22 protein-coding genes are annotated in these 22183 nt (G+C 43.0%); 9 read left to right on the top strand and 13 right to left on the bottom strand.

What is annotated here, in order from left to right; all coding sequences use genetic code 11:
- Positions 1-41: 41 nt before the first annotated feature.
- Positions 42-2597 carry a M14 family zinc carboxypeptidase gene (locus tag ABJH64_RS07715; RefSeq protein WP_348277370.1) on the bottom strand — a complete coding sequence of 852 codons (2556 nt, stop codon included), beginning with the start codon at positions 2595-2597 and terminating at the stop codon, positions 42-44.
- A gap of 94 nt (positions 2598-2691) precedes the next feature.
- Here ABJH64_RS07715 and ABJH64_RS07710 point away from each other — a divergent pair, with 94 nt between their 5' ends.
- From ABJH64_RS07710 to ABJH64_RS07700, 3 genes are read left to right on the top strand one after another with little or no spacing between them, the layout of a single operon-like run.
- Entirely contained in the window at positions 2692-2964 is a 273-nt protein-coding gene (locus ABJH64_RS07710) for a PLD nuclease N-terminal domain-containing protein (protein ID WP_348277369.1), read from the top strand.
- A complete protein-coding gene (locus tag ABJH64_RS07705; protein WP_348277368.1) occupies positions 2961-3191 on the top strand; it encodes a PLD nuclease N-terminal domain-containing protein in 231 nt (76 codons plus the stop codon). Before ABJH64_RS07710 ends, ABJH64_RS07705 begins: the two co-directional genes overlap by 4 nt.
- Position 3192: 1 nt before the next feature.
- Positions 3193-3366: a PLDc N-terminal domain-containing protein gene (locus ABJH64_RS07700; RefSeq protein WP_348277367.1), complete on the top strand. Its 174-nt coding sequence runs from the start codon at positions 3193-3195 to the stop codon at positions 3364-3366.
- Here the strand turns inward: ABJH64_RS07700 and ABJH64_RS07695 are convergent.
- On the bottom strand, positions 3363-4274 hold the full coding sequence (locus tag ABJH64_RS07695; protein WP_348277366.1) for a TIGR01777 family oxidoreductase: 912 nt from the start codon (positions 4272-4274) through the stop codon (positions 3363-3365). The two genes, ABJH64_RS07700 and ABJH64_RS07695, sit on opposite strands and share 4 nt — an antisense overlap.
- A gap of 286 nt (positions 4275-4560) precedes the next feature.
- Here ABJH64_RS07695 and ABJH64_RS07690 point away from each other — a divergent pair, with 286 nt between their 5' ends.
- Genes ABJH64_RS07690 through ABJH64_RS07680 form a run of 3 tightly spaced genes read left to right on the top strand, consistent with a single transcriptional unit; the run spans position 4561 to position 8369 of the window.
- A complete protein-coding gene (locus tag ABJH64_RS07690; RefSeq protein WP_348277365.1) occupies positions 4561-5826 on the top strand; it encodes a voltage-gated chloride channel family protein in 1266 nt (421 codons plus the stop codon).
- Positions 5827-5853: 27 nt separating this feature from the next.
- Entirely contained in the window at positions 5854-7668 is a 1815-nt protein-coding gene (locus ABJH64_RS07685; protein WP_348277364.1) for a potassium transporter TrkG, read from the top strand.
- A gap of 11 nt (positions 7669-7679) precedes the next feature.
- The gene (locus ABJH64_RS07680; RefSeq protein WP_348277363.1) at positions 7680-8369 is read left to right on the top strand and encodes a TrkA family potassium uptake protein; all 690 of its coding nucleotides are present in this window, start codon (positions 7680-7682) and stop codon (positions 8367-8369) included.
- On the opposite strand, the gene ABJH64_RS07675 is transcribed toward ABJH64_RS07680, so the two are convergent.
- The 4 genes from ABJH64_RS07675 to ABJH64_RS07660 form a co-directional block, all read right to left on the bottom strand.
- A complete protein-coding gene (locus tag ABJH64_RS07675) occupies positions 8366-9178 on the bottom strand; it encodes an ion transporter (protein WP_348277362.1) in 813 nt (270 codons plus the stop codon). The two genes, ABJH64_RS07680 and ABJH64_RS07675, sit on opposite strands and share 4 nt — an antisense overlap.
- A 37-nt stretch (positions 9179-9215) precedes the next feature.
- On the bottom strand, positions 9216-11678 hold the full coding sequence (locus ABJH64_RS07670) for a bifunctional UDP-N-acetylmuramoyl-tripeptide:D-alanyl-D-alanine ligase/alanine racemase (RefSeq protein WP_348277361.1): 2463 nt from the start codon (positions 11676-11678) through the stop codon (positions 9216-9218).
- Positions 11662-12747, bottom strand: a complete 1086-nt coding sequence (locus ABJH64_RS07665; RefSeq protein ID WP_348277360.1) for a lysylphosphatidylglycerol synthase transmembrane domain-containing protein — start codon at positions 12745-12747, stop codon at positions 11662-11664. Before ABJH64_RS07665 ends, ABJH64_RS07670 begins: the two co-directional genes overlap by 17 nt.
- A 108-nt stretch (positions 12748-12855) precedes the next feature.
- Positions 12856-13611 (bottom strand): segregation/condensation protein A, encoded by a 756-nt coding sequence (locus ABJH64_RS07660; protein ID WP_348277359.1) that lies wholly within the window; start codon positions 13609-13611, stop codon positions 12856-12858.
- A gap of 178 nt (positions 13612-13789) precedes the next feature.
- Between ABJH64_RS07660 and dxs the strand changes: the two genes are divergently transcribed.
- Together dxs and ABJH64_RS07650 are read left to right on the top strand one after the other, a co-directional pair.
- Positions 13790-15706 (top strand): 1-deoxy-D-xylulose-5-phosphate synthase, encoded by a 1917-nt coding sequence (dxs, locus tag ABJH64_RS07655; protein WP_348277358.1) that lies wholly within the window; start codon positions 13790-13792, stop codon positions 15704-15706.
- A gap of 4 nt (positions 15707-15710) precedes the next feature.
- A complete protein-coding gene (locus tag ABJH64_RS07650; protein WP_348277357.1) occupies positions 15711-16481 on the top strand; it encodes an alpha/beta hydrolase in 771 nt (256 codons plus the stop codon).
- On the opposite strand, the gene ABJH64_RS07645 is transcribed toward ABJH64_RS07650, so the two are convergent.
- The 6 genes from ABJH64_RS07645 to ABJH64_RS07620 all read right to left on the bottom strand — a co-directional run bounded on the left by ABJH64_RS07645 (position 16471) and on the right by ABJH64_RS07620 (position 20118).
- The gene (locus tag ABJH64_RS07645; RefSeq protein WP_348277356.1) at positions 16471-16857 is read right to left on the bottom strand and encodes a HEPN domain-containing protein; all 387 of its coding nucleotides are present in this window, start codon (positions 16855-16857) and stop codon (positions 16471-16473) included. The genes ABJH64_RS07650 and ABJH64_RS07645 overlap by 11 nt on opposite strands.
- Positions 16854-17174 carry a nucleotidyltransferase domain-containing protein gene (locus tag ABJH64_RS07640; protein WP_348277355.1) on the bottom strand — a complete coding sequence of 107 codons (321 nt, stop codon included), beginning with the start codon at positions 17172-17174 and terminating at the stop codon, positions 16854-16856. Before ABJH64_RS07640 ends, ABJH64_RS07645 begins: the two co-directional genes overlap by 4 nt.
- Before the next feature lie 375 nt (positions 17175-17549).
- A complete protein-coding gene (locus tag ABJH64_RS07635) occupies positions 17550-17798 on the bottom strand; it encodes a hypothetical protein (protein WP_348277354.1) in 249 nt (82 codons plus the stop codon).
- A gap of 22 nt (positions 17799-17820) precedes the next feature.
- Entirely contained in the window at positions 17821-18303 is a 483-nt protein-coding gene (locus tag ABJH64_RS07630) for a GAF domain-containing protein (protein WP_348277353.1), read from the bottom strand.
- Entirely contained in the window at positions 18296-19321 is a 1026-nt protein-coding gene (gene ribD / locus ABJH64_RS07625; RefSeq protein ID WP_348277352.1) for a bifunctional diaminohydroxyphosphoribosylaminopyrimidine deaminase/5-amino-6-(5-phosphoribosylamino)uracil reductase RibD, read from the bottom strand. The genes ABJH64_RS07630 and ribD overlap by 8 nt, the downstream gene beginning before the upstream one ends.
- Positions 19321-20118: a DUF4382 domain-containing protein gene (locus ABJH64_RS07620; RefSeq protein WP_348277351.1), complete on the bottom strand. Its 798-nt coding sequence runs from the start codon at positions 20116-20118 to the stop codon at positions 19321-19323. The genes ribD and ABJH64_RS07620 overlap by 1 nt, the downstream gene beginning before the upstream one ends.
- Before the next feature lie 137 nt (positions 20119-20255).
- Here ABJH64_RS07620 and dgt point away from each other — a divergent pair, with 137 nt between their 5' ends.
- Positions 20256-21602, top strand: coding sequence for a dGTP triphosphohydrolase (dgt, locus tag ABJH64_RS07615; protein WP_348277395.1), 1347 nt, complete (start codon positions 20256-20258; stop codon positions 21600-21602).
- On the opposite strand, the gene ABJH64_RS07610 is transcribed toward dgt, so the two are convergent.
- On the bottom strand, positions 21599-21982 hold the full coding sequence (locus ABJH64_RS07610) for a VOC family protein (RefSeq protein ID WP_348277350.1): 384 nt from the start codon (positions 21980-21982) through the stop codon (positions 21599-21601). The two genes, dgt and ABJH64_RS07610, sit on opposite strands and share 4 nt — an antisense overlap.
- Positions 21983-22183: the final 201 nt, after the last annotated feature.

Here is a 22183-nt window from a genome sequence, read left to right as displayed (position 1 = left end):
GAAAATCCCGAGCTGAAGCCCGGGATTGAAAATCTATACTATTATCTCGCTGTACCACCTGAGATCACCTGACCAAAGAAAATTGCATTCATATACAGCTTATTTGTCCCGAACCAGAAGGCCCGGAAGTTCATATTATCTGCGAAAGCTACTACGCGACCTCTTCCTACGCCAGCTATTTGAATCACCGAGCCATTTTGAATTCCTGCACGATTTGAAGGGTGGAAATAGCCAGAAGCCAATGGGTTTTCGGTGTACACCAGTGGGTTGGCATATGGATTCTCCGACGGCTCCATGAACAAGTTATCATTTCGGAAAGTGTGGATTTCAGAATCGGTGTAACCATAGCCAATAGGGTGGGTTAGATCAAGCTTAGCTTTGAAAATAGCCCCTCCAGTCACTCTCGCACCACTTTCGTTTTCGTAGTCTGCATAGCTTTTCTGCAAAGCAGAATCTGGTTTAGCACCACTTCTAAACTTGATATTTGCCACTTCGTTCTGCGCCAGGAATTGGAGAGCTCCACCTTTGGCAAGTAGCGTACCTCCACCCGATATCCAGGATTTGAGGGTAGCGGCACCTGATTTCCCAAGGCTGCTATACCTGCCATCTGGCATCAAAATCACATTATATCTATCCAGTGTACTTCCACCAATTCTGTCCATCGGGAGCAAAGTGATAGGCATTTCGTAGCGCTGATCTAGTAGATGCCAGATCTCTCCCGCCTCGTAACTATCCACCCCACCTTCTACCAGCAAAGCTATTTCAGGTTTTTCGAGGTGCATCATATTCGGAGAACCTAAATTCACCCCACCAGTATAACCACTCGTCAACCCATAAATATCCACCGTGGATTCCTTTGCTATTTCGACTAGTTTATTGAAAAAAGCCTGATCATCCAGTCCACTTTCGCCTTTACCGATTAGCAATGTGCCTCTACCATATACTTTGCCATCGGCAGTTGAAAACTCATTAGTAGCTACCCTCACCTGGAAATCTGCCTCCATCAACTTATAGGCTGCTTTTGGAGCATAATAATCCGTCCATTCCATCGCATACTGATATGCGCCGGCAGTTCCGATCACCTTCCCTGGCGCTAAATCGACTGAGCTTTTTGTAATTTCATTTACGCTTGCCAGATTCAAAATCTGACTATTCAAGGCCATGTAGTCTAGGTTGAAAGCCATTGGATAAGTCCATGCCGAAATGTCGTAGAATAAACTATCCTTGAACGTATTCCGCGTTTCAAACATCGCCTTGATCAGTCGATACTGCGGCTGATCAGCTGGGACGATGTAAGAATTTTCCTTTTGAAACTCCTTGCCATTCACAGTGATGTCATCATTCAGACTGAATACTTTGATATCATGCTGCAAGATCAAATCTGCCAAATGGTAGCTTCTTGCATCGTCCTCTTTACTACCAAAGATGTAGGCTTTATTCACATCAGAATCAACTTCTTTTTGGATGTCTTTGTAGAAATCCTTCATGAACTGATTCAGTTCTTGACGCATGTCCTTTGCCGCCTGAAAAGAGGAAAGATTAGCTGTAAATTGATTTCTAATGGTAAAAGGAAAACTCAACATACCATTTACACTTTCCTGAAGATGTCCTCTGGAACTCGCCTGTTCAAACAAAATCCCTATAGAACCCTGCACATCTGGATAGGTGGAGCCTTTTCCATAGTAATAATCATCAAAATCCTCCTCGCTGTAATACATAGATCCTATTTGATCCAATGCTTTCGCATGATAGGTTCCTATTTTCTTGGTCAATTCATAATTCTTCAGCGGGGTAAGCGGGTGATTTCTGGCTGGTACACCTGGCTGGAAGAAAAAGCTGCTATTCGTACCCATCTCATGGAAATCCAAGTGGATATTTGGTAACCATTCTTGGAACACACGCACTCTATTTCTGGACTCTGGATGCTGAACTGGCAGCCAATCACGGTTCAAATCAAACCAATAATGGTTCGTTCTGCCTCGTGGCCAAGCCTCATTAAACTCCGCGTTATTCGGATCGCCATTCATATTATATGACTTGTGCGTATTCACCCAAGAGGCGAAGCGATTGAGTCCATCTGGGTTAATCGCTGGGTCAAGTAGCAACACCATGTTGTCTAGGTCTCCAGCTATTTCCTTTGCTGCCGCAAAATGGTAGGCTGCCAGAAGAGATGCATTAGCTCCACTCGGCTCATTGCCATGGACAGAATATCCCATGAACATCACGATGGGCATTTTTGCAATATCCACCGATGCTCCAGCATCACGAAGTTTCTTACGGTCAGCTTTGATCTGGCCTATTTTCGCCAGATTAGCAGGAGAGGAAATTGTCAGCATTACCTGTGGTCTTTTCTCATAAGTTCTTCCCGTTTCTTCGAACGTCACTCGGTCGGAAGCTTCGGCCACGGCTTTCATGTACATCACGAGCTGGTCGTGGCTCACATGCCATTCTCCCACTTCATAGCCCAAAATTTCCTTGGGTGTTGGGATAGCTTCATCGTACGTATAGCCGGATGGCAAATAATAGCTTAGATCAACCTGTGCGTAGGAGCAAAGCGCAAAAAAGGTCAAGAGCAGAGACAAAAGAGTTTTCTTCATAGTGATGGGTGGGTTAACTTTCAGCTAAATTCTTATTTTGATTACTCAAAAAAAGCTATTTTGGTTCAATGGTAAAAATAACTGAAGAGAACACATGGATTTAATATCGCCAAGTAACGGCCTTTTGAGTTGGCAAGTGGGCACAGCAATCGTAATGATGGGCTATTTGGCATTTATGATTTATGCCTTGGTAGATCTGATTCGCTCGGATTTCAGAGAGCAACACATGAAGTTGATCTGGGTACTGCTGATTTTGTCGGTTCCTGTGGTGGGCACGTTCTTATACCTGAGCATGAATAGACGTATTAAGTATAAATTAAGAAGATTCAACCCCGATTTTTCATCACATCAAACCACTACAAAATGACACTTAATTTTATTCAAAATATAGGAGGCGGAGGTATTCTCTTTCTATTAATAGGCTTTGCCTACACCATCCTTTGGGTTTATTGCCTGGTGGATATTCTACGTTCAGAATTTAAAGATCCCAACATGAAAATCATTTGGATCGTGATTATCCTATTTGCACAAGTAATCGGCGCGATCGTCTATTTGGCTATGGGAAAAAGCACAAAAATCACAACTTATTCTTAATATGTTCGGACTAGGAGCCGTAGGGTTAATCATCTACGTGATCACCATTTTCGATGTGGTGAGCAGTAAGTTCACTAACCAAAACGATAAACTCATATGGGTTATCATCGTCGTATTGGTACCCCTCGTGGGTACAGTTCTTTGGTTTTTGATTGGTAGGGGGAAGAGGATTTAGTTTGATCCTGAAACTCCGTAATGTTTATAAATCTCCTTCAATGCACCATTGAGCTCCGGACAGTCGAATTCAAATCCTGCTTTTTGGATCTTTTGTGAGGAAACTCGATTTCCGCCAAGAACAATCGCGGCCATTTCCCCCAGGAAAAGCTTTAATGCAAAACCTGGAACTCCTATCCCTAGGTAAGGTTTTCCCTTAGCTTTAGCAGCAGCCTGAGTGAGTTGTTGATTTGTCGCTGGATTTGGTCCCACGGCATTGAAGACTCCTTGCAGCGTGGTTTTTTCCAGCGCAAATACAAACATCCTGGCCAGGTCCTCAATCACAATCCAACTCATCCACTGATCTCCCTTACCCAGCGGAGCAGCTACAGGCGGTTTCATCATTTCACCAAGCGCTCCTCCTTCCGCATCCAGCACGATGCCTATTCTCAGCATGACCGTACGGAGGTGCAAATCCTCCATTTTCTTCGCCTCATTTTCCCAAGCTACCACTACCTGAGCTAGAAAATCCGAACCTGGCACATGTGACTCTTCCATTAAAGAGGTGCCTGTGTCAAACCCATAATAACCTACCGCTGAGGCGGAAATGAAGGTATTGGGCCTGTCGGTGGCGTTTTCTACTGCGGTATAAAGCAGCCTAGTACTATCAACGCGCGAATCCAAAATCACTTTCTTCCGCTCCTCAGTCCAGCGCTGATCTGCAACTCCCGCTCCAGCTAGATGGATGATTGCATCTGCCCACTCCACAGCTTCAGGGTCTATCGTTTGGTCTTCCACATCCCAAAGAAAGGATTTTTGCTCTTGCTTCGACCTGCTTAGCCAAGCTACAGCATAACCTTTCAATTCTAATAGCTGCGTGATTTTTTGACCGATTAGGCCTGATCCTCCGGAAATAAGTATATTTTTCATAATTGGGTGATTAGAATTAGATGTATATGATCGTCAAACTTTCCATGAGAAGCTGTTTAAGAAAAGCAGCTCGATTCTTAAGTTGAAAGTCAATCATGGCCAGCTCTCAAATCTACTAGGTAAAGAAAATGACACTGCCCTGGTACTAGCAGAACATCTGCTTAGTACCTGCATAACCCCAAAGCTTTCAAATAAGTTAGTCTTCTTCGAGAGATTTAGGGTTAGGGTTGACTCTGTAAATTCAATATCTATACCTAATTTGGTCTAACTATTTGAAAAACCTAGTTTGAACAGCACATCTATTTTTCGGTATGCATGGCTTTGGATAGTGCTAAGCCTGTTGGTAGGGTTGCTTTCTGGCTCAGCTTCTGCCGTTTTTCTGATCGCTTTGAATTGGGCTACCGCCTATCGGGAATCTCATGTATGGATTATCGCTTTTCTTCCCATTGCTGGTTTTGTGATCGGCTGGACTTATTATCGATTTGGAGAAAATTCGGTGAAAGGAAACAATCTTTTGCTCGATGAACTCTACAAAAGTGAAAAACCAATTCCGCTCAGAATGACTCCTCTAGTGCTTTTTGGGACGATTTTTACACATTTATTCGGAGGGTCAGCAGGTCGAGAGGGTACGGCTATACAGATGGGTGGTTCTCTTGCCGATCAGCTTACGATCTATTTCAACCTAAATGAAGAGGACAGAAGAATCATTTTGATCGCTGGGGTAGCCGGCGGTTTTGCGTCAGTATTTGGTACTCCGCTGGCAGGGGCACTTTTTGCTTTAGAATGGATGCTTCATCGAGAAATCAGGTGGAAATCCCTGTTTCCTGCATTTTTGACGGCATTTGTTGCCCATTGGGTATGTGCTTTCTTATTTGGCGTGCCACACACCCATTATGTCATCGATCTTGTTCCTGCTCACACCTTTATCAACCTACTTTGGGTCATTCCAGCTGGGATAGCATTTGGTTTTTCCGGGAGATTATTTGCCCAAAGCACTCACTATTTTTCTCACCAATTTTCCAAATTCATCAGTTACCCACCACTCCGTCCGGTCATAGGCGGACTGTTGATTGCTGGATTTGTATATTTTTCGGACAGCACGACCTACATAGGACTGGGTGTTCCGAGGATTGTGGAAGCATTTGAGACGCCGCTTCCCTGGTACGATTGGTTGGCTAAAACCGGGCTGACTAGCTTCACTCTAGGCGCTGGATTCAAAGGGGGCGAAGTTACGCCTTTGTTTTTCACTGGAGCTACCCTAGGTAACGCCCTCTCGGCATGGATTCCGCTCCCGCTAGCTTTACTGGCAGGGATGGGTTTTGTAGGAGTGTTCTCGGGAGCTACGAATACTCCGATGGCTTGCACCGTCATGGGAATGGAGTTATTTGGCTATGAAAGTGGCATTTTCTTGGGTCTCGCCTGTTTGCTGGCATATCTATTTAGTGGAAAATCAAGCGTATATTCCTCTCAGAATTTGGATCATAAATTTCATTTGTATCCTGCAGAGGGGATTTTTAACTTTTCTAGAAATAAATCCCAAAAGGATAAGTGAAACGCTTTCAAAGTTTAAATCTGAAGCATGAAATTCAAGCTGAAAATCTTTTCCAATCCTGATCGAAATATCGTTTTTCTAAAACGGGTCATTAAAATCCAGGAAAAAGTAGTTCAACTCAGCAGTATTTTCGCCTTTGGAATTCTGCTGTATCACTTGGGATATTCTATCAACCCTCAGGATCAGGTAACGGCTTCCATCCTATTCAACATCTTCCTCGTACTCATAGCGCTTGGGTATTTGGTACGTGTGCTATTGGTAGAAAAATCCTATTTCCCTGCGCGAGTACTTCTTGAATTGTTGCTTTCGCTAGTTCTAATCACTACCGCATTGATTAGATGGGAAGTTTTCGGATCTGAGATCTCCCAGCAGGTACTAGATTTCAATGCACATTTTCACCTCGTCAATGCGCTGGTTATCATCCTTTTCTTCATAGAGCTGAGCAAGTTCAGCCTCACCGTCAATAAACTCAAACTGAGCCCTTCCTTAGTATTTATTCTATCCTTTGTAGTAATGATCTTAGTCGGAACCGGTCTGCTTAGTCTTCCTGAGGCTACTACTCGAGATATTAGTTTCATTGATGCTTTGTTCACAGCGACATCAGCGGTCTGTGTCACGGGGTTGATCGTATTGGATACCGCGCAGGATTTCACGTTTTTTGGCCAGGTGGTGATTATGATTTTGTTCCAAATAGGTGGACTAGGAATTATGGTGTTCACGAGTTTTTTCGGCTTCTTTTTCAAGGGCAGCTACTCGATAGAAAATCGCCTGTTTATCAGGGATTACATCAATGAAAATAACGTCAATGAGATTTACACCACCTTATTTAAAATCATCTCCTTTACGGTTTTGGTGGAGGGCTTTTGTGCATTTCTAATCTATCATTTTACGGATCCGGCAGTTTTTGCAGGGCGAGGCGACCAGTTATTCTTCTCCCTTTTTCATGCTATTTCGGCGTTTTGCAACGCAGGTTTCTCTACCCTAAGCAATGGCCTCTATGAGGAAGGATTCCGAGAGGCTTATCACATGCATTTGGTTATTGCATTGGCCATCGTGCTGGGAGGAATCGGCTTTCCTGTTGTGTTGAATTACTATTCATACCTGAAGCACGTACTAGTCGGTCAGGTAAAAAGCTTATTGGGTATAGAAAAATACCGGCACACCTCACGAATTTCCAGTGTAAACACGAAGTTGGTGACCTACACCACTGGAATATTACTAGTGGTCGGCATGGTCGTGTATGCCATATCAGAATATAACTCAACGCTGGAAGGACTAAGCCCCTATGGGAAATTTGTCACGACAGTTTTCGGTGCGGTAACTCCAAGAACAGCCGGTTTCAATACAGTCGATATGCGGGAATTAGCGGTACCCACCGTCTTAATCTACCTATTTCTGATGTGGATTGGGGCTTCGCCAGGCTCTACAGGCGGGGGGTTAAAGACAAGTACTTTTGCCATCGCTATGCTTAATACTTTTAGTATTGCTTCCGGAAAAAGCAGAGTGGAGGTGTTTAGAAGACAAATAAGCAATGAAACGTTGAAGAAAGCTTTTGCTGTAATTTCCCTTTCAGTCTTAGTGATAGGATTGGGAATCTTTCTACTCATGGTATTCGACCCTCAGCTTCCGATGATAGATGTGTCCTTTGAAGTTTTCAGTGCATTTTCCACTGTCGGGCTGACGCTTGGCATCACTTCTCAATTGAGCACCGCAAGTAAATTAGTGCTTATGGTGATCATGCTCATTGGAAGAGTAGGCACTCTCACTATAGTGGTTGCTCTGGTTCGAAAAACCGGTGAACAAAGGTACAAGTATCCTGAAGAGACCGTATTTATAACGTAAACAAGTAAGAAATGAAATATATAATCGTAGGTATAGGAAATTTTGGAGGCTATCTCGCTAAGCGTTTGACGAGTCTAGGTCATGAAGTGATCGGAGTGGACTCTAGCGAAAGTCGAATAGAGTTGATTAAAGATAACATCACGCACTCCATCGTCATGGATGCTACGGATCAGGCAGCTGTGAAAAATCTTCCGCTCAAAGACACCGACATCGTGATCATCGCCATAGGAGAAGATATAGGAGCATCGATCATGAGTACCGCTATTTTCAAACAACTGCAATCCAAGCGAATCATTGCCCGAGCGATAAACCATCTTCACGAAACCGTCATACAAGCCATAGGCGTAGATGAAATCATTCATCCAGAGGAAGAAACTGCAGATCGACTTTCCAAACGCTTGGAGATGAAAGGCGTACTTGACTCCCTGGAAATATCCGATGAATACAACATTGTAGAAGTAAAAGTGCCCAAGCGATACGAGGGTATGACCGTGTCAGAGGCTGATATTCGTAAGGAATTTTATCTCAATATCCTGACGATCATCAAACTCGAACAGCGCAAAAATCTTCTTGGAATCAATACGCCTTACAAAAATGTGATCGGAGTGGTCACCCCCGATTACCAGTTTGCTGAGGAAGATATTCTTTTACTTTTCGGGAAAATCAAAAACATCCAGGATTTCCTGAATTTGGGCGATTAGAATAGTTTTTCACCACAGTTTTTACAATAATTATCTGCTAAATGAATCGGGCTATACCGACACTTGGGGCAGGTATTATTCCCCAGTTCCTTTTCATCTTTTCTCTTTTGCGAAGCCATCTCTGAAGAAACTATCCCTGTAGGTACTGCGATAATTGCATAACCCAACAACATAATCAGCGAAGAAACCAACTGACCCAGTGGAGTGACAGGATAAATATCCCCAAACCCTACAGTGGTCAAGGTCACTATCGCCCAATACATCCCAATCGGTATGCTGGTAAATCCATGCTCCGGACCTTCAATGATAAACATAAACGTACCCATGATCAGCACGATCGTCACCACAAAACCAATGAAAATCATAATCTTGTGAGAACTGGATCGCAGGGATTTGGTGAGATACTCTGCCTCAGCTACATAGCGCCCAAGCTTCAAAATTCGTATTACCCTTAAAAGTCGCAATGCTCTCACCACGGTGAACAATTGGGAGTTCATCACAAAGAAACTGAGGTAAGTAGGCAAAATCGCCAGTAAATCCACCACCCCAAAAAAGCTGAAAATATAGCCGCTGGGTTTTCTGGACAGCCAAACACGCAAAATATATTCAAAGGTGAATAAAATAGTGAAGAGCCATTCTAGAACTAGGAAAATTTCGCCATAGGCTGCTCTAAGGCTTGCTACAGAATCTAAAATTGCCACAAAAATACTCCCGAAAATCATCCCTAGGAGTACGATATCAAAGGTCTTCGAAGCCCAATCATCAGACTCAAATACGATGTGCGCCAGTCGCTTTTTGGTGATTTTCATGTCGGAATTTAGAAAAATTTGAAAGCTAAAACCAAACCTAATCTAGGTAATAAATCCGCTTCACGCGTGAACTGATGTTTGTCAGCAGTTCATAGGGAATCGTTCCTATTTGATCTGCAAGCTCCTTTAGGGAGATTTTCTCTCCATATACAATCGCCTCATCTCCGGCCTTTACATCCAGCCCGCTCACATCCACCATACACATATCCATACACACATTTCCCACGATGGGAGCCTTTATTCCTTGGATCAAGACATAGCCTTTTCCATTGCTGAATCTACGGTCATAGCCATCTGCATAGCCCAAAGCGAGCGTCGCTATTTTTCCTTTAGAAGGTAAAATCCCCTTACGCGAATAACCTATCGTCTCGCCTGCCTCTAGCTCCTTTACCTGAGAAACGGTCGTTTTCAACGTACTGATCGGACGAAGAGCCTGCTCATGCTTGCCCGTCACCTCCACGCCATACAGACCTATTCCCAGCCTAATCATGTCAAATTGAAAGTCAGGAAAAGCAACTATTCCAGCGGAATTGAGGGCATGAATCAGCGGCTTATAGGGTAAAATCTGGAGTATTTCATCCTTCATCGCAGTGAATTGGTTCAATTGGCTTAGAGAGAATGACCGATGAATCTCCTCGTCTGCTCCGACCAAATGGGTATATATTGACGCTACTTCCAACTGTGGATTAGCTAACAGCAAAGCTTTCAACTCACGCAAATGCTTTCTCTCAAATCCAAGCCTGTGCATTCCAGTGTCTATATCCAGATGGATTTTCATTGTTTTACCATGCACCGTGCACCAAGATGCCAAGCTCTCAAGAAACTCCGGACTAAAAACCACCGGCTCCAAACCAAATTCACTGCACAGCCCAAAGGACTCTTGCATGGCATTCAAGACCATTATCGGAAGCTTGATCCCCTGCTTGCGCAAAACTACCCCCTCATCCGAGAATGCAACACCTAAGTAATTTGCCCCCATTGTCTGGATTTGATTGGCGATTTCCACTGCTCCGCCTCCATAGGCAAGCGCCTTTACCATCACCATCACGTTGGTTTTAGGAGAAAGTAGTTTTTTGTAAAAATTATAATTGTGCGTCAGTGCATTCAGATTAATCTCGAGGGTAGTCCCGTGGATACGTTGCTGCAGCCGATTCACCACTTCTTCAAAACCAAATACTCTCGCTCCCGTGACCAAAATCAGGTCATTTTGAAATGTCTCAGGGTCAAGGCTGGCTAGTAGCTCATCGGTGGAACTATAGCCTACGAAAGTTTTTGGAAATTCTTTTTCCAAAAAGAAAATCTCTCTTCCTACTCCCAGCAGCTGATCAAACTGATATTTTTCGATCAATTCAGTGACTTCACCATATATCTTCTCTGGGGCACCTTGCTGAAGTAGATCCGACAAAATCAGGATTTTTCGACGTTTGGGACGCTGCTGCTGCATAAAGTCCAGCGCCACTTTCAATCCCGCCAAATCATTATTGTACGTATCGTCTATAAGCAAGGAGTCATTGATCCCTGGCTTCAGCGTCAGCCGCATATCTACTGATTTGAGCTGCCTGATCCCTTCCTGAATAGCTGCAGGAGCTTGGCCCAAAGTCATTGCAGCTACGATCACATGGGTGATATTTTCTACAGAAGCCACATCTGTAAAAGGCACTAGAAAAGTATGCGTACTTAGATCCGCTTTCATCAAAATCAGGCGTGTGCCGTTCTCCATACGCTTTATAGATCTGGTAAACTCAGCTCCAGCGCTGTCTGACCAGCCGATTAGTCTGTCCTTCGGAAAAACAACCTCAATTCGTTCAGAAACAGCCTTATTATCGGCACAGTAAATCAACAATTCAGCATTTGAGAAGAGAGAAAGTTTCTCCTCCAGCTTAGCTTCTATACTTTCAAACCCTTCTTCATGTGCGGTTCCCAGATTGGTGAAGATTCCAAGTTTGGGCTGAATCATTTCTTCCAAAGCTGCCATTTCCCCCGCTTTAGAAATTCCTGCTTCGAGGATGGCTACTTGATGGTAAGATTCGATTCCAAAGATCGAAAGTGGTACTCCCACTTGCGAATTATAGCTTTTTGGGCTTTTTGCGACAGCATAGGTTTGTCCAAGAATCTGCCCCAGCCATTCCTTAACAATTGTTTTCCCGTTGCTTCCAGTAATGCCCACCACGGGATTATTAAATAAGGAGCGCTGGTATTTGGCCAAAAGCTGCAAGCCTCTTCGTGTATCGGAAACCTTGATAAAACAGCCTTTTTCAAAGCTATTTTCATTAAAATCCTCATAGACCAAAAATGTGCTTACTCCCAATTGTAGTAGTGCAGGTATAAAATCTGCCCCATCGGCTTTGGCGCCTCTCAGCGCAACGAAGAGGGTGTGCTCAGCTTGAAGAATTTGCCTGGAGTCAATGACGATTTGAGTGATGACCTGTTCCTCATTACCAGTTAGGGTACTTGCTCCGGTGATTCCCGAGATTATTTTTGGATTAACTTTCTGAAACATCCCGCTCCGATTTCATTTTTTTCTTTTTCTTGAAAAAAACCTGCTTCACCCATCTAGGGAGGAAAAATGCACCCAAAATCAGGTACGGATAATAGGATAAAAGCCTCCAAAGAATACTAGTGACAAAGGTGTAGTCACCGAGAAATTCGGTGAAGAACTGGCCAAAGAAAAACTCAGCTGTTCCGCTACTGCCTGGAGTCGGTGAGATCATCATCACGATCCACATGATCACCTGCCTGGCAAAAACAATGACATGCTCCTGCGCAGCCAACGGCACGAAGGCCGAAATCAGTGCATTGAGCATGAGGTATCTGGAGCTCCAGATGAAGATGGTAGCCCCAATGATCGGCAACCAATAATTCCATTTTTTGCCAGAAAGCTCTTTGGATGCTTCGATGATTTGGTCGCCATATTCCTGCGCATCATGCTTCCATTTGCGTAGCCATTTGATCGAAAATACCTTAATCAACACCCACTTGAAAACTCTTGGTCTATAGAATAATGCCGCTGCCATGATAAGGCTGTAGGTAGCATAGAGAGAGTATGAAATCCAAAAAATGGCCTCCATGCTATTCTGAAGCTGCATCTCCAAGACTTTGCTTTCGGGAAAAATACTGCCTTTGGCAAAAAACAGAATGATGGGCGCACCGATTACAAAGAATAAATTATCCAAAATGGCCGTGACCATCACAAAAGCAATAGCCCTTCCTAGTTTGATACCTTCCTTGTTCAGAATAAATATTGCGACTGCAGAACCTCCCACTACAGATGGTGTGACAGCAGAAGCAAACTCCCAGAGAATGATAACATAGATGGATCGCTTCCAGGTGAGTTTTTGCCCAGTGACCTCTCGGATACGATAGACATAACCCACATCACGGAAGAAAATCACAACTACTGCCAGGATAATCCAAGGGATGGAGGCATCAAAAACCCCACTAAGAGAATCTTTATTAACTGAGGGATCAAAATAAAACATACCGAACACAATGGCTAAACCAATGATTACCGGTACCCAGATTTTATTCGGATTAAGTGTCTGAAAGATTTTCTTATTATCCAGTTTCATCTGTTTAGTTACTTAGTATGGCCAGATAGCCTGTCCCGATTTTTCTTCGGGTGAATTTCGTACCTAAAATATATTTACGGGTGATCGCCTCATGTGAGATGCTCGATTTCATGTGCTAGCAATTGCTATTGGCTCCGTCTTTTCCACCCAGAAGTTATTGAATCCATCACCAATGATGATAGTAACGAGGGAAAGTTGAAGTAATTCTAAGATGGCTAGAAAGGTATAAATCACAAAAATCTTATCGGGCTTATAGCTGATGAATTCAGCGAAAGGTACTTTTTTCTTGAAACTGACTTTCTCCAACACAAAGTCCTTTTGCTGGGCAATAGTATAAGGATATTGGATGACGGTGTGTTTGGTTTCGTCCACACGGGAAGCCATTTTGGACATAGTGCGCTGGAAAACCTTCAGCATTTTGTACAAATCCACATCCTGCATTTCGGCATCCACATCATCTACTTTGCTGAGCGCCTTCAATTCCGCAGCGATATTTCCACGCCTGTGCTTGGACAAAACTCCTTCCTCCATAGTAGAAAGCTCTTCGATGACAGATTTATACTTTTTGTATTCGAGGAGATTTCGGATCAATTCTTCTCGGGGGTCTATCTCCTCACCTTCCTCATTCAGCTCGGGTCTGGGTAGAAGCATGCGTGATTTAATCTTCATCAGGGTGGCGGCAAAGAGGATAAAATCACTGGCCACCTCCATTTCCATCTGCTCCAAATGATGTAAGTAATCAAGGAAGTCATTGGTAATCTTCGAAATAGGTATATCATAAATATCCAGTTCATCACGCTCAATGAAAAAGAGCATGAGGTCAAATGGACCTTCGAAGAGAGGTAATTTGATTTCGAAACTCAAAGGATATCTAAATTATTGGTTAATTTTGCCAGCGTAAGTAGCCAAAGATATTCAATTAAGCTAAATTAATTGGAAATGGCCGGAGAAAGAGGCCAACGCCTCTTTGCCAAATTATTTGATAGAAAAACAAAGAAGCATATTTATTGTTATGTTTCATTGAACACACGACCGCTGAGCAATGCTGATTAAACCAGGAGAATTATTAGCCCAAATTAATAGCCCCGCTGACCTTAAGAAGTTTCCAAAGGAAAAATTGGTACAAATCTGTGATGAACTTAGACAGTTTATCATCGATAATGTGTCCGTGTATGGTGGTCATTTTAGCGCAAGCCTCGGAGTAGTTGAGCTTACGGTTGCCTTACATTATGTATTAAATACCCCAGAAGATCAGTTGGTTTGGGATGTAGGTCATCAGGCATATGGTCATAAAATCCTCACAGAACGAAAAGACCGCTTTCATACCAATCGCGTCTTTGGTGGCCTTTCAGGTTTTCCAAAACGAAAAGAGAGCGAATACGATACCTTCGGAGTAGGCCACTCCAGCACCTCTATTTCTGCCGCATTGGGCATGGCAGTAGCTTCTAAGTACAGAGGTATTTCTCAAAAACAGCATGTAGCCGTCATAGGTGATGGGTCAATGACCGGAGGAATGGCATTTGAAGCGATGAATCACGCAGGGGTTAGTGATACCAATTTGCTAATTGTCCTGAATGACAATTGCATGGCGATAGATCCAAACGTCGGTGCCTTGAAGGAATATCTTACTGATATCACCACTTCCAAGACTTACAACAAAGCCAAGGATGAGATTTGGAAGATTTTGGGCAAAATGAGCAAATTCGGATCAAGCGCTCAGGATGTTATTTCCAAAGTAGAAGGTGGTATCAAATCCGCACTTCTAAATCAAAGTAACCTTTTCGAATCCTTAAATCTTCGGTATTTCGGACCAGTCGATGGGCATGATGTCAATCACTTGGCAGAAGTATTGAAAGATTTGAAAGATATCCCAGGTCCTAAGATTCTGCATTGTGTCACGATGAAAGGGAAGGGTTTTGGGCCTGCAGAAAAAGGAAATCAAACCACCTGGCATGCCCCAGGCACTTTTGACAAGGTCACGGGAGAAATCCATAAAACCACCCCAACCAGTCCGCAAGCTCCAAAATACCAAGATGTTTTCGGCCATACTCTGGTGGAGTTGGCAGAATTGGATGATAGAATCATGGGCGTGACACCCGCTATGCCGTCTGGATCATCCATGAATATCATGATGAAGGCTATGCCAAATCGAGCATTCGATGTGGGCATCGCCGAGCAGCATGCGGTAACTTTCTCCGCTGGATTAGCTACTCAAGGACTTGTTCCTTTTTGTAACATTTATTCCACCTTCATGCAGCGGGCTTATGATCAGGTCGTTCATGACGTGTGCCTGCAAAATCTTCCAGTTGTTCTTTGCTTGGATAGAGCGGGATTTGCAGGAGCCGATGGGCCTACGCACCACGGCGCATACGATATCGCCTATTTTCGTTGCGTGCCAAATCTGGTCGTGGCTGCGCCTATGAATGAGGAAGAACTACGAAACATGATGTATTCGGGTTCTATTCATAATGGCCCATATTCTATCAGGTATCCGAGAGGAAAAGGCGTCATGCCAGAATGGAGAACGCCGTTGGAAGCAATTCCTCTTGGTCAAGGAAGAATCGTAAAAGAAGGTGAAGACGTCGCAATTCTCACCATTGGCCATATTGGTAATTACGCGGTCGAAGCTTGCGAAAAATTAGAGAAAGAGGGTTTAAACCCAGCACAGTATGATATGCGATTCGTGAAGCCTCTGGATGGAGAACTTCTTCATGAGATTTTTGGCAAATTCAAAAAGATCATCACCGTAGAAGATGGCTGCCTAATGGGCGGATTCGGATCCGCTGTCATCGAATGGATGATAGATCATGGCTATCAAGCGCAAGTGAAGCGCCTGGGTATTCCTGATGAAATTATAGAGCATGGCGAGCAAGAAGAACTTCACCGTGCGTGTGGATTTGACCCAGAGGGAATAGCGGATGCCGTACGAGAAATGGCAGAAGTTTCCAAATTATTCTAAACACATGTCCTCATTTCATTTTTTTGAAAAAGGCAAGGGTCAGCCCATTGTCTTGCTTCATGGTTTCTGCGAAATCGGAGACATGTGGAGGAATTTTGCAGAAGAACTGTCAACTGAATTCAGAGTGATTTGTCCGGATCTTCCGGGATGCGGTGATTCGCCTATACATTCAGATACCATTCAATTGGAGGAAGTAGCGGTACTTTTGGAAGAGTGGATGGAAGAAAATACTATCCAAAATCCCATCGTAATCGGACATTCTCTGGGTGGATACGTAACGTTAGCACTCTTGGAATTGATGGGCAAAAAGCTTAAAGCAGTTGGCCTTTTTCATTCTACCGCATTTGGAGATGATGATGAAAAAAAGGGCATGCGAGATCGTACGGTTATTTTTTTGAAAAAGCATGGGGTCGATACATTTGTCACCTCATTTGTCCCACCACTTTTTCCAGAGGAAAGAAGAGAAGAACTAGCAAAAGAAATCAATCAAGCCATAGAACAGGCTAAAAAATCTAGTCTAAAGGGCTTGATAGCTTTTACGAAAGCAATGAGAAACAGAAAACAACGGTTTGAAGATTTGGCTAATTTTTCTGGGTCAAAACTATTTATCGCTGGAACGCTTGATGGCGCTGTAAAAATCGACGCAAGCCGAAAACACAAAGAAGCTGTCACGGACTATCACGAACTTGAGAACACCGGTCACGTAGGAATGATCGAGCGGAAAGCGGAGACTTTGAAGATCGTGCGGGAATTTTGTGAGCGGGTTATCCAATAATTTTTTCCACTTCAGAAATTAAGGCTTTCACTTTTTCTATATATGGAAATACAGTCTCTTTATCAAAGTCGAATAGATCATCGTAGTCGCCCTTTTGCCTCCAAGTGAAAAGTTGAGAGTATATTTTTCCATATTCTTTATCGACTATACCAGTTTTAACGAATAATTCCGAAAATTTACTCTTAACACCATTATGTGTATGAGAATCAAGATTCTTCGAAAGGATTAAAGCTGATATTGCATAGAAGGCTGCATAATACAATCTATTAATTGCTGAATTCCACTTGTTGTTATCAGCCAAAAGCTGAGCATCATCGAAGGTCTCATGGGCTCTAGCTAATCGATAGACAACGAGATCTCTTTTAGAGTTAATCATTTGATACGAATAGCATCGGTAGAAATTTTTTCAAAAAGCTGAGTACATTTTCTAGTCTTATTCCAATAGCTCTTGGAATATACAATAGGAGAGATCACTACCCCAGTACGAAGTTCTAATTCATAAAAATCGTCCATAATTGCAATTTCCTTTGCTAATGGAACCTTATCCAAGTCTAATAGTACAAGAATATCATAATCTGATAATGTCTTTGAAGTACCATTTGCTTGAGAGCCAAAAAGATATAATTCAGACTTAGGATATTTCCTAGAGGCCATATCCACAATTCCTTTTACTATTTCCTCTTTATCAGACATATACAAAAATAGGATATTTTATTTAGCTATTTGGCAACTACAAATCTAAAGAAATACTATAAAATCTATATTTTAAGGAGACAGTTTAATTGATGTATAATAAAAGTCACTACCGGTCTCGGCTTCGCTGGGTCCCGGGATTTCGAGAGGAGGGGGAGAGTAGTCAAACCAATTATTAAGTGCTTTCAGCAATTTCTTTTAGTAAACTGTTTCTTTCAAGTATAAAATCTGTCATATGTTTTCGTAGCACTATTATGTCAAAAAGATTTCCTACCAACCCATAAAGAACCTCATAGTGAAAATAGTCTGTCATCCTCGTTTCTCCATCTATAACTTCAAAATGATGCTCGTGATGCATTGATTTAAAGGCGATAATCATTTTATCTTCAAAAAAAATGGCCTCTCAAATTTTGTGATCTTAACAGATAAGTGTTGCCTCAACCAGAAATGATTTGCCTTCCAAGTGACAGAATCCCCAAGTTCACAAAGTCCTTCCATTTTTCCGGCAATTGCAGTTTCTTTTGTCTTCTGTGCTGAAAGTTTATGAAAATCAATGTCTCTTGCTAGGTCAAAACATCTTTCAATTGAAGAGTTAATCACAGTTATTTTGTCGATTCTTGTCATTGAGCCTATTTACTGAGAATGCCTACAACTTCCACCCCAACACCCCCATCAACTTCTCCAAATATTCCTGATCCACCGCATCAAAATCATCCAACTGATCGGAATCCACATCGAGTACCATGGCGACTAAGCCGCCTTTGAATACCGGAACCACGATCTCCGATTTGGACGCTGAGCTGCAGGCGATATGCCCCGGAAAAGCATCGACGTCTGGCACCAACATCGTTTTGCCTTCTTTCCATGCCGCTCCGCACACGCCTTTTCCCATCGAAATACGCGTACATGCAATCGGTCCTTGGAAGGGACCTAAGACTAGCTGATTCTCTTTGACCAAGTAAAATCCTACCCAGAAGAAGCCAAATGCTTCCTTCAGAGCGGCAGAGATGTTGGCAAGATTGGCATAGAGATCAGGTTCACCGGTGATCAGCGCTTCAATTTGTGGTAAAATTGCTTCGTATTTTTCAGCTTTGGTCGCTGACTCAGGAATATAAAGGCTTTCAGACATGATGGTATATTCTTAAGGTATCTTCTAAGATTTCTATCGTCTCAGAAACTGGGGCAGGAGGAATAGGAGCTGCTATTCCACTACCAAATTTATTTCTACTTGTAAAAACACGAGCTTCGTCCCAAAGTTCAGAAGCCAAAAACCTATTCAGCAAATAGCTTCCTCCTTCGATAATTACACTCTGAATCTGGCGCTGATGCAGTTCTTCTAAAATATCAACAATCTGAAAATCGGGGCTCAACCGAACAAATTCTAACGTGCCTCGAATCTCAGCTTTCAGCGTATTAAAGCAGATCGTTGGAACGGCTTCGTCAAATAATTTCAAGGTAGGTGAAAGTTCTAGCTTGCTGTCAATAACTATTCTGAGTGGGTTTTTACCTACCCAATCCCTCACATTCAACGCTGGATTATCGTATTTGGCGGTATTCTTTCCTACCATGATGGCATCTTCCTCGGCTCGCCACTTATGAACAAGCTGTCGACTGGAGGCATTGCTGATCCATTTGGAAGAATAATCTTGTCTTGCTACATATCCATCCGCTGACTGCGCCCATTTCAAAATCACATAAGGACGCTTTTTTTCGATTTGGGTGAAAAAGCGTTTGTTTTGAAATCTAGCTTCCTTTTCCAAAAGCCCTGTCTGTACATCGATTCCAGCATCCTTTAGAATCTGAATTCCTTTTCCGCCTACTAGTGGATTAGAATCAAAAGCTGCGATTACTACTCGTTTCACTTTGTTCTCTACCAAAAGATTGGCGCAAGGAGGAGTTTTACCAAAGTGTGCGCAAGGTTCAAGTGTCACATATATTGTAGCTTCTGCTAGTAAATCCTGGTTTTTCACCGAATTCACCGCGTTGACTTCGGCATGGGCTTGCCCGTAGTGTTGATGGTAGCCTTCGCCTATTATTCGGTCCTCGTGAACGATCACGCATCCGACCATAGGATTTGGACTTACTTTTCCTCTACCAAAATCCGCCAGTTCAAGCGCTCTTTGCATGTAAAGTGCATCCGAAATCATCAGGGCTTTTTCTTAAATGTAATTGGCGCGAGAACACTGTCCTCAGTTACAACTAAATTTTCTATATAAGCCGTATCCAAGTAAAGCTCATCCTTGGCATCGAAGTAAATCTGATAAGATCCGGGCGGAACTCTGAAATAATACTTCCCCGAAGCATCCGTATGAGTAGAAAGGGTATCCTTCCCATCGCTGAGAAAAATAGCGGGGTAGAGAGCCAGAGGCTTTAATGTGCCACTAATGTCAACTGTCTCGGCACCCTTTATTAAGGTAAAGGTAGGATCCAGTTGATAACTGGCAGGTGATTCAGAAGCTTGAACTATCGACTTCTCCAAATCCATGTCAAGTATAATATCGTAGGAAAATCCAGCCTCAATAGTTAGCGATGTGGTCAAAAAAACTTCATTCGAAGAGCTTTCAGCTAGGGTTAGTAGATATTCTTTCTCGTCAAAATACATGAAGTGATTATTCCCTAAAATTATTTTAGCACTGATAATCTGTCCAATTGGTAATTCGCTCCTCCCTAGAAGCAGGGCATTTCCCCCAACAAGGTCACTGATTTTTATTTTCTTATCACCCGATTTATACTCTAAGAAAAAAGTCTGCGCTTGTGTGTCTCTACCTTCTGTTAGAACCTCAATATCCACACCTTCTATCTCTACCAAAACAGAATCCCACTTGGCTGGACTGTCCACCAAAATAAGATTCAAAAGCGCCTTTGGGCTTCCGTCTGGGTCTTCACAGGAAGCCAGGAATACAAATGCAAAAAGCGGAAATAGATAAAAATGCAGTTTTTTCACGGGGTAAATTTAGTCCAAATCTTTTCAAATCCGGAAATCGAGCCAATCTATATAGGATTCGAAAAACACCATGATTTAGTTGTCAAAATTCTCAAATTCCGACTTTATGTCTCAAGACCTTCTTATTTTTGGGCATGATGAAATGGGAACGCCTTTTATCCAGAGGCAGATTTGGAGATAATCCGGGGTTTATAGCCACGGAAGCAAGCAGAAGCGAATTTGAGGTAGATTACGATCGTATCATTTTTTCCTCCCCTTTTAGAAATCTTCAGGATAAAACGCAGGTATTCCCCCTACCTGAGCAGGCATTCGTCCATACACGATTGACTCATAGCTTGGAAGTCTCCAGCGTGGGAAGGTCTCTGGGGAAATCTGCGGGGGAAATACTCCTCGAAAAATACCCTCAACTAGCCAAAACAGGCATTACTTCTTTCGAAATAGGGGCAATTGTTGCTGCAGCGGCATTGACACATGACATAGGAAATCCGCCTTTTGGGCATGCTGGAGAAGAGGCTATTTCGGATTTTTTCAAGTTTCATCCTTCGGGAAAATGCTGGGAATCTCACCTACGCACGGAACAATTGGCTGATTTGCGCAATTTCGAAGGCAACGCTCAAGGCTTCAGAATGCTGGTTTCGAAGCAATTTGGTCTGAAATTGACCTATGCGACCCTCGCTGCTTTTACCAAATATCCGCGGCCCAGTATGATTGCTCAGCGGGACATCGCACGAAGAAGCCAGAAGAAGTACGGTTTCTTTATCAATCAATTAGCTGATTTTGAACAGATGGGCGCGGTCTTAGGCATGGAGAAATCCAGCCCAGAATGCTGGTATAGGCATCCACTGGCATTCTTAGTAGAAGCAGCAGATGATATTTGCTACAGCATCATCGACTTGGAAGATGGATGCACCCTAGGGTTAGTCAGCTTTGAAGAAACAGTAAAGCTTCTCGCGCCGATATTGAAGGATAAATTTGACCCTAAAAAACTAAAAGAACCTAGAACTGAAGCTCAAAACTTGGGTGCGCTACGTGCCTTGGCGATTGGGGAACTGATAAAAGAATGTGTAGAAGTGTTCGCCAACTATGAGGAGAGCATGTGCAAGGGAAATTTTGATAAAGCGCTCACAGACATCATTCCTTCGGCCAAGGCTTTGAAAAAAATCACAGAAATATCGGTGGAGAAAATCTACAGATCTCAGGTAGTTTTAGAAAAAGAAGCCGCCGGTTTTCAGGTTTTGGAAGGTTTATTAGAGGTATTTTCTAAAGCACTTTACCATCAGTTTTATGATGTGGAAAACTTCTCCGGACAAGACAAAAGTATTCTTAGGCTCTTACCCGCAGACTTCCCTCTGAAAGGCTGGGGCGCAGAAGTGAATCCCTACCCCCTGCTCAGAAGCTTGGTGGATTTTATCTCTGGGATGACAGATAAATATGCCCTGAATCTTTACCGACGCGTGAAAGGAATTTCTTTTCCTGGGTCTTAATGGACCGAGGTTATCCACCAAGTGTTTCCAAAGGGATCTTTTATTCCACCACTTCTGCCGTAAGGTTTATCTGAAACTTCCAATATCAACTCAGCTCCTAAGGAGACGGCTTTCCCACAGGCTTTGTCTGCATCGTGGACATAGACAAATAGTCCGGCAGGCTGAGGTGCGTAATCCTCCGTTGCCTCAGCGATCATGACGGTACTTTCACCGATTTTGATTTCTCCATGCATGAGGGTGTTATTATCCCGTACCTCTTTCATTAGGAGTTTTGCATCTAAGACTTGCTCCGCAAAGTCAATAAAAGTCACTGCACCCTTTAAGATTAGATAAGGCATGACCGCCTGATAGTTTTCCGGAATTTTAAGGTCGTTTTCCATAGTATAGATTGAATAATTGATTGAAAAATAAAGAAATAAATAAAGATTCGTGTCTATCCGCTTTGACACCAGTAAAGAGCTTAATGCAAAATAAGATTTGGTCATCTTAAGAATTGAGGCCGCTTCGGTCATTGGTCTTCCAACCAGATAAGCAAGGAATATAAGGTGACTGGCATTAGTGCGGATAATCATATAAGTCAA

Origin of the sequence: Algoriphagus sp., assembly GCF_039969895.1 — a bacterium.
Classification (GTDB): domain Bacteria; phylum Bacteroidota; class Bacteroidia; order Cytophagales; family Cyclobacteriaceae; genus Algoriphagus.
The sequence above is the reverse complement of the archived record's forward strand: the minus strand, read 5'-3'. Positions and strand labels throughout refer to the sequence as shown.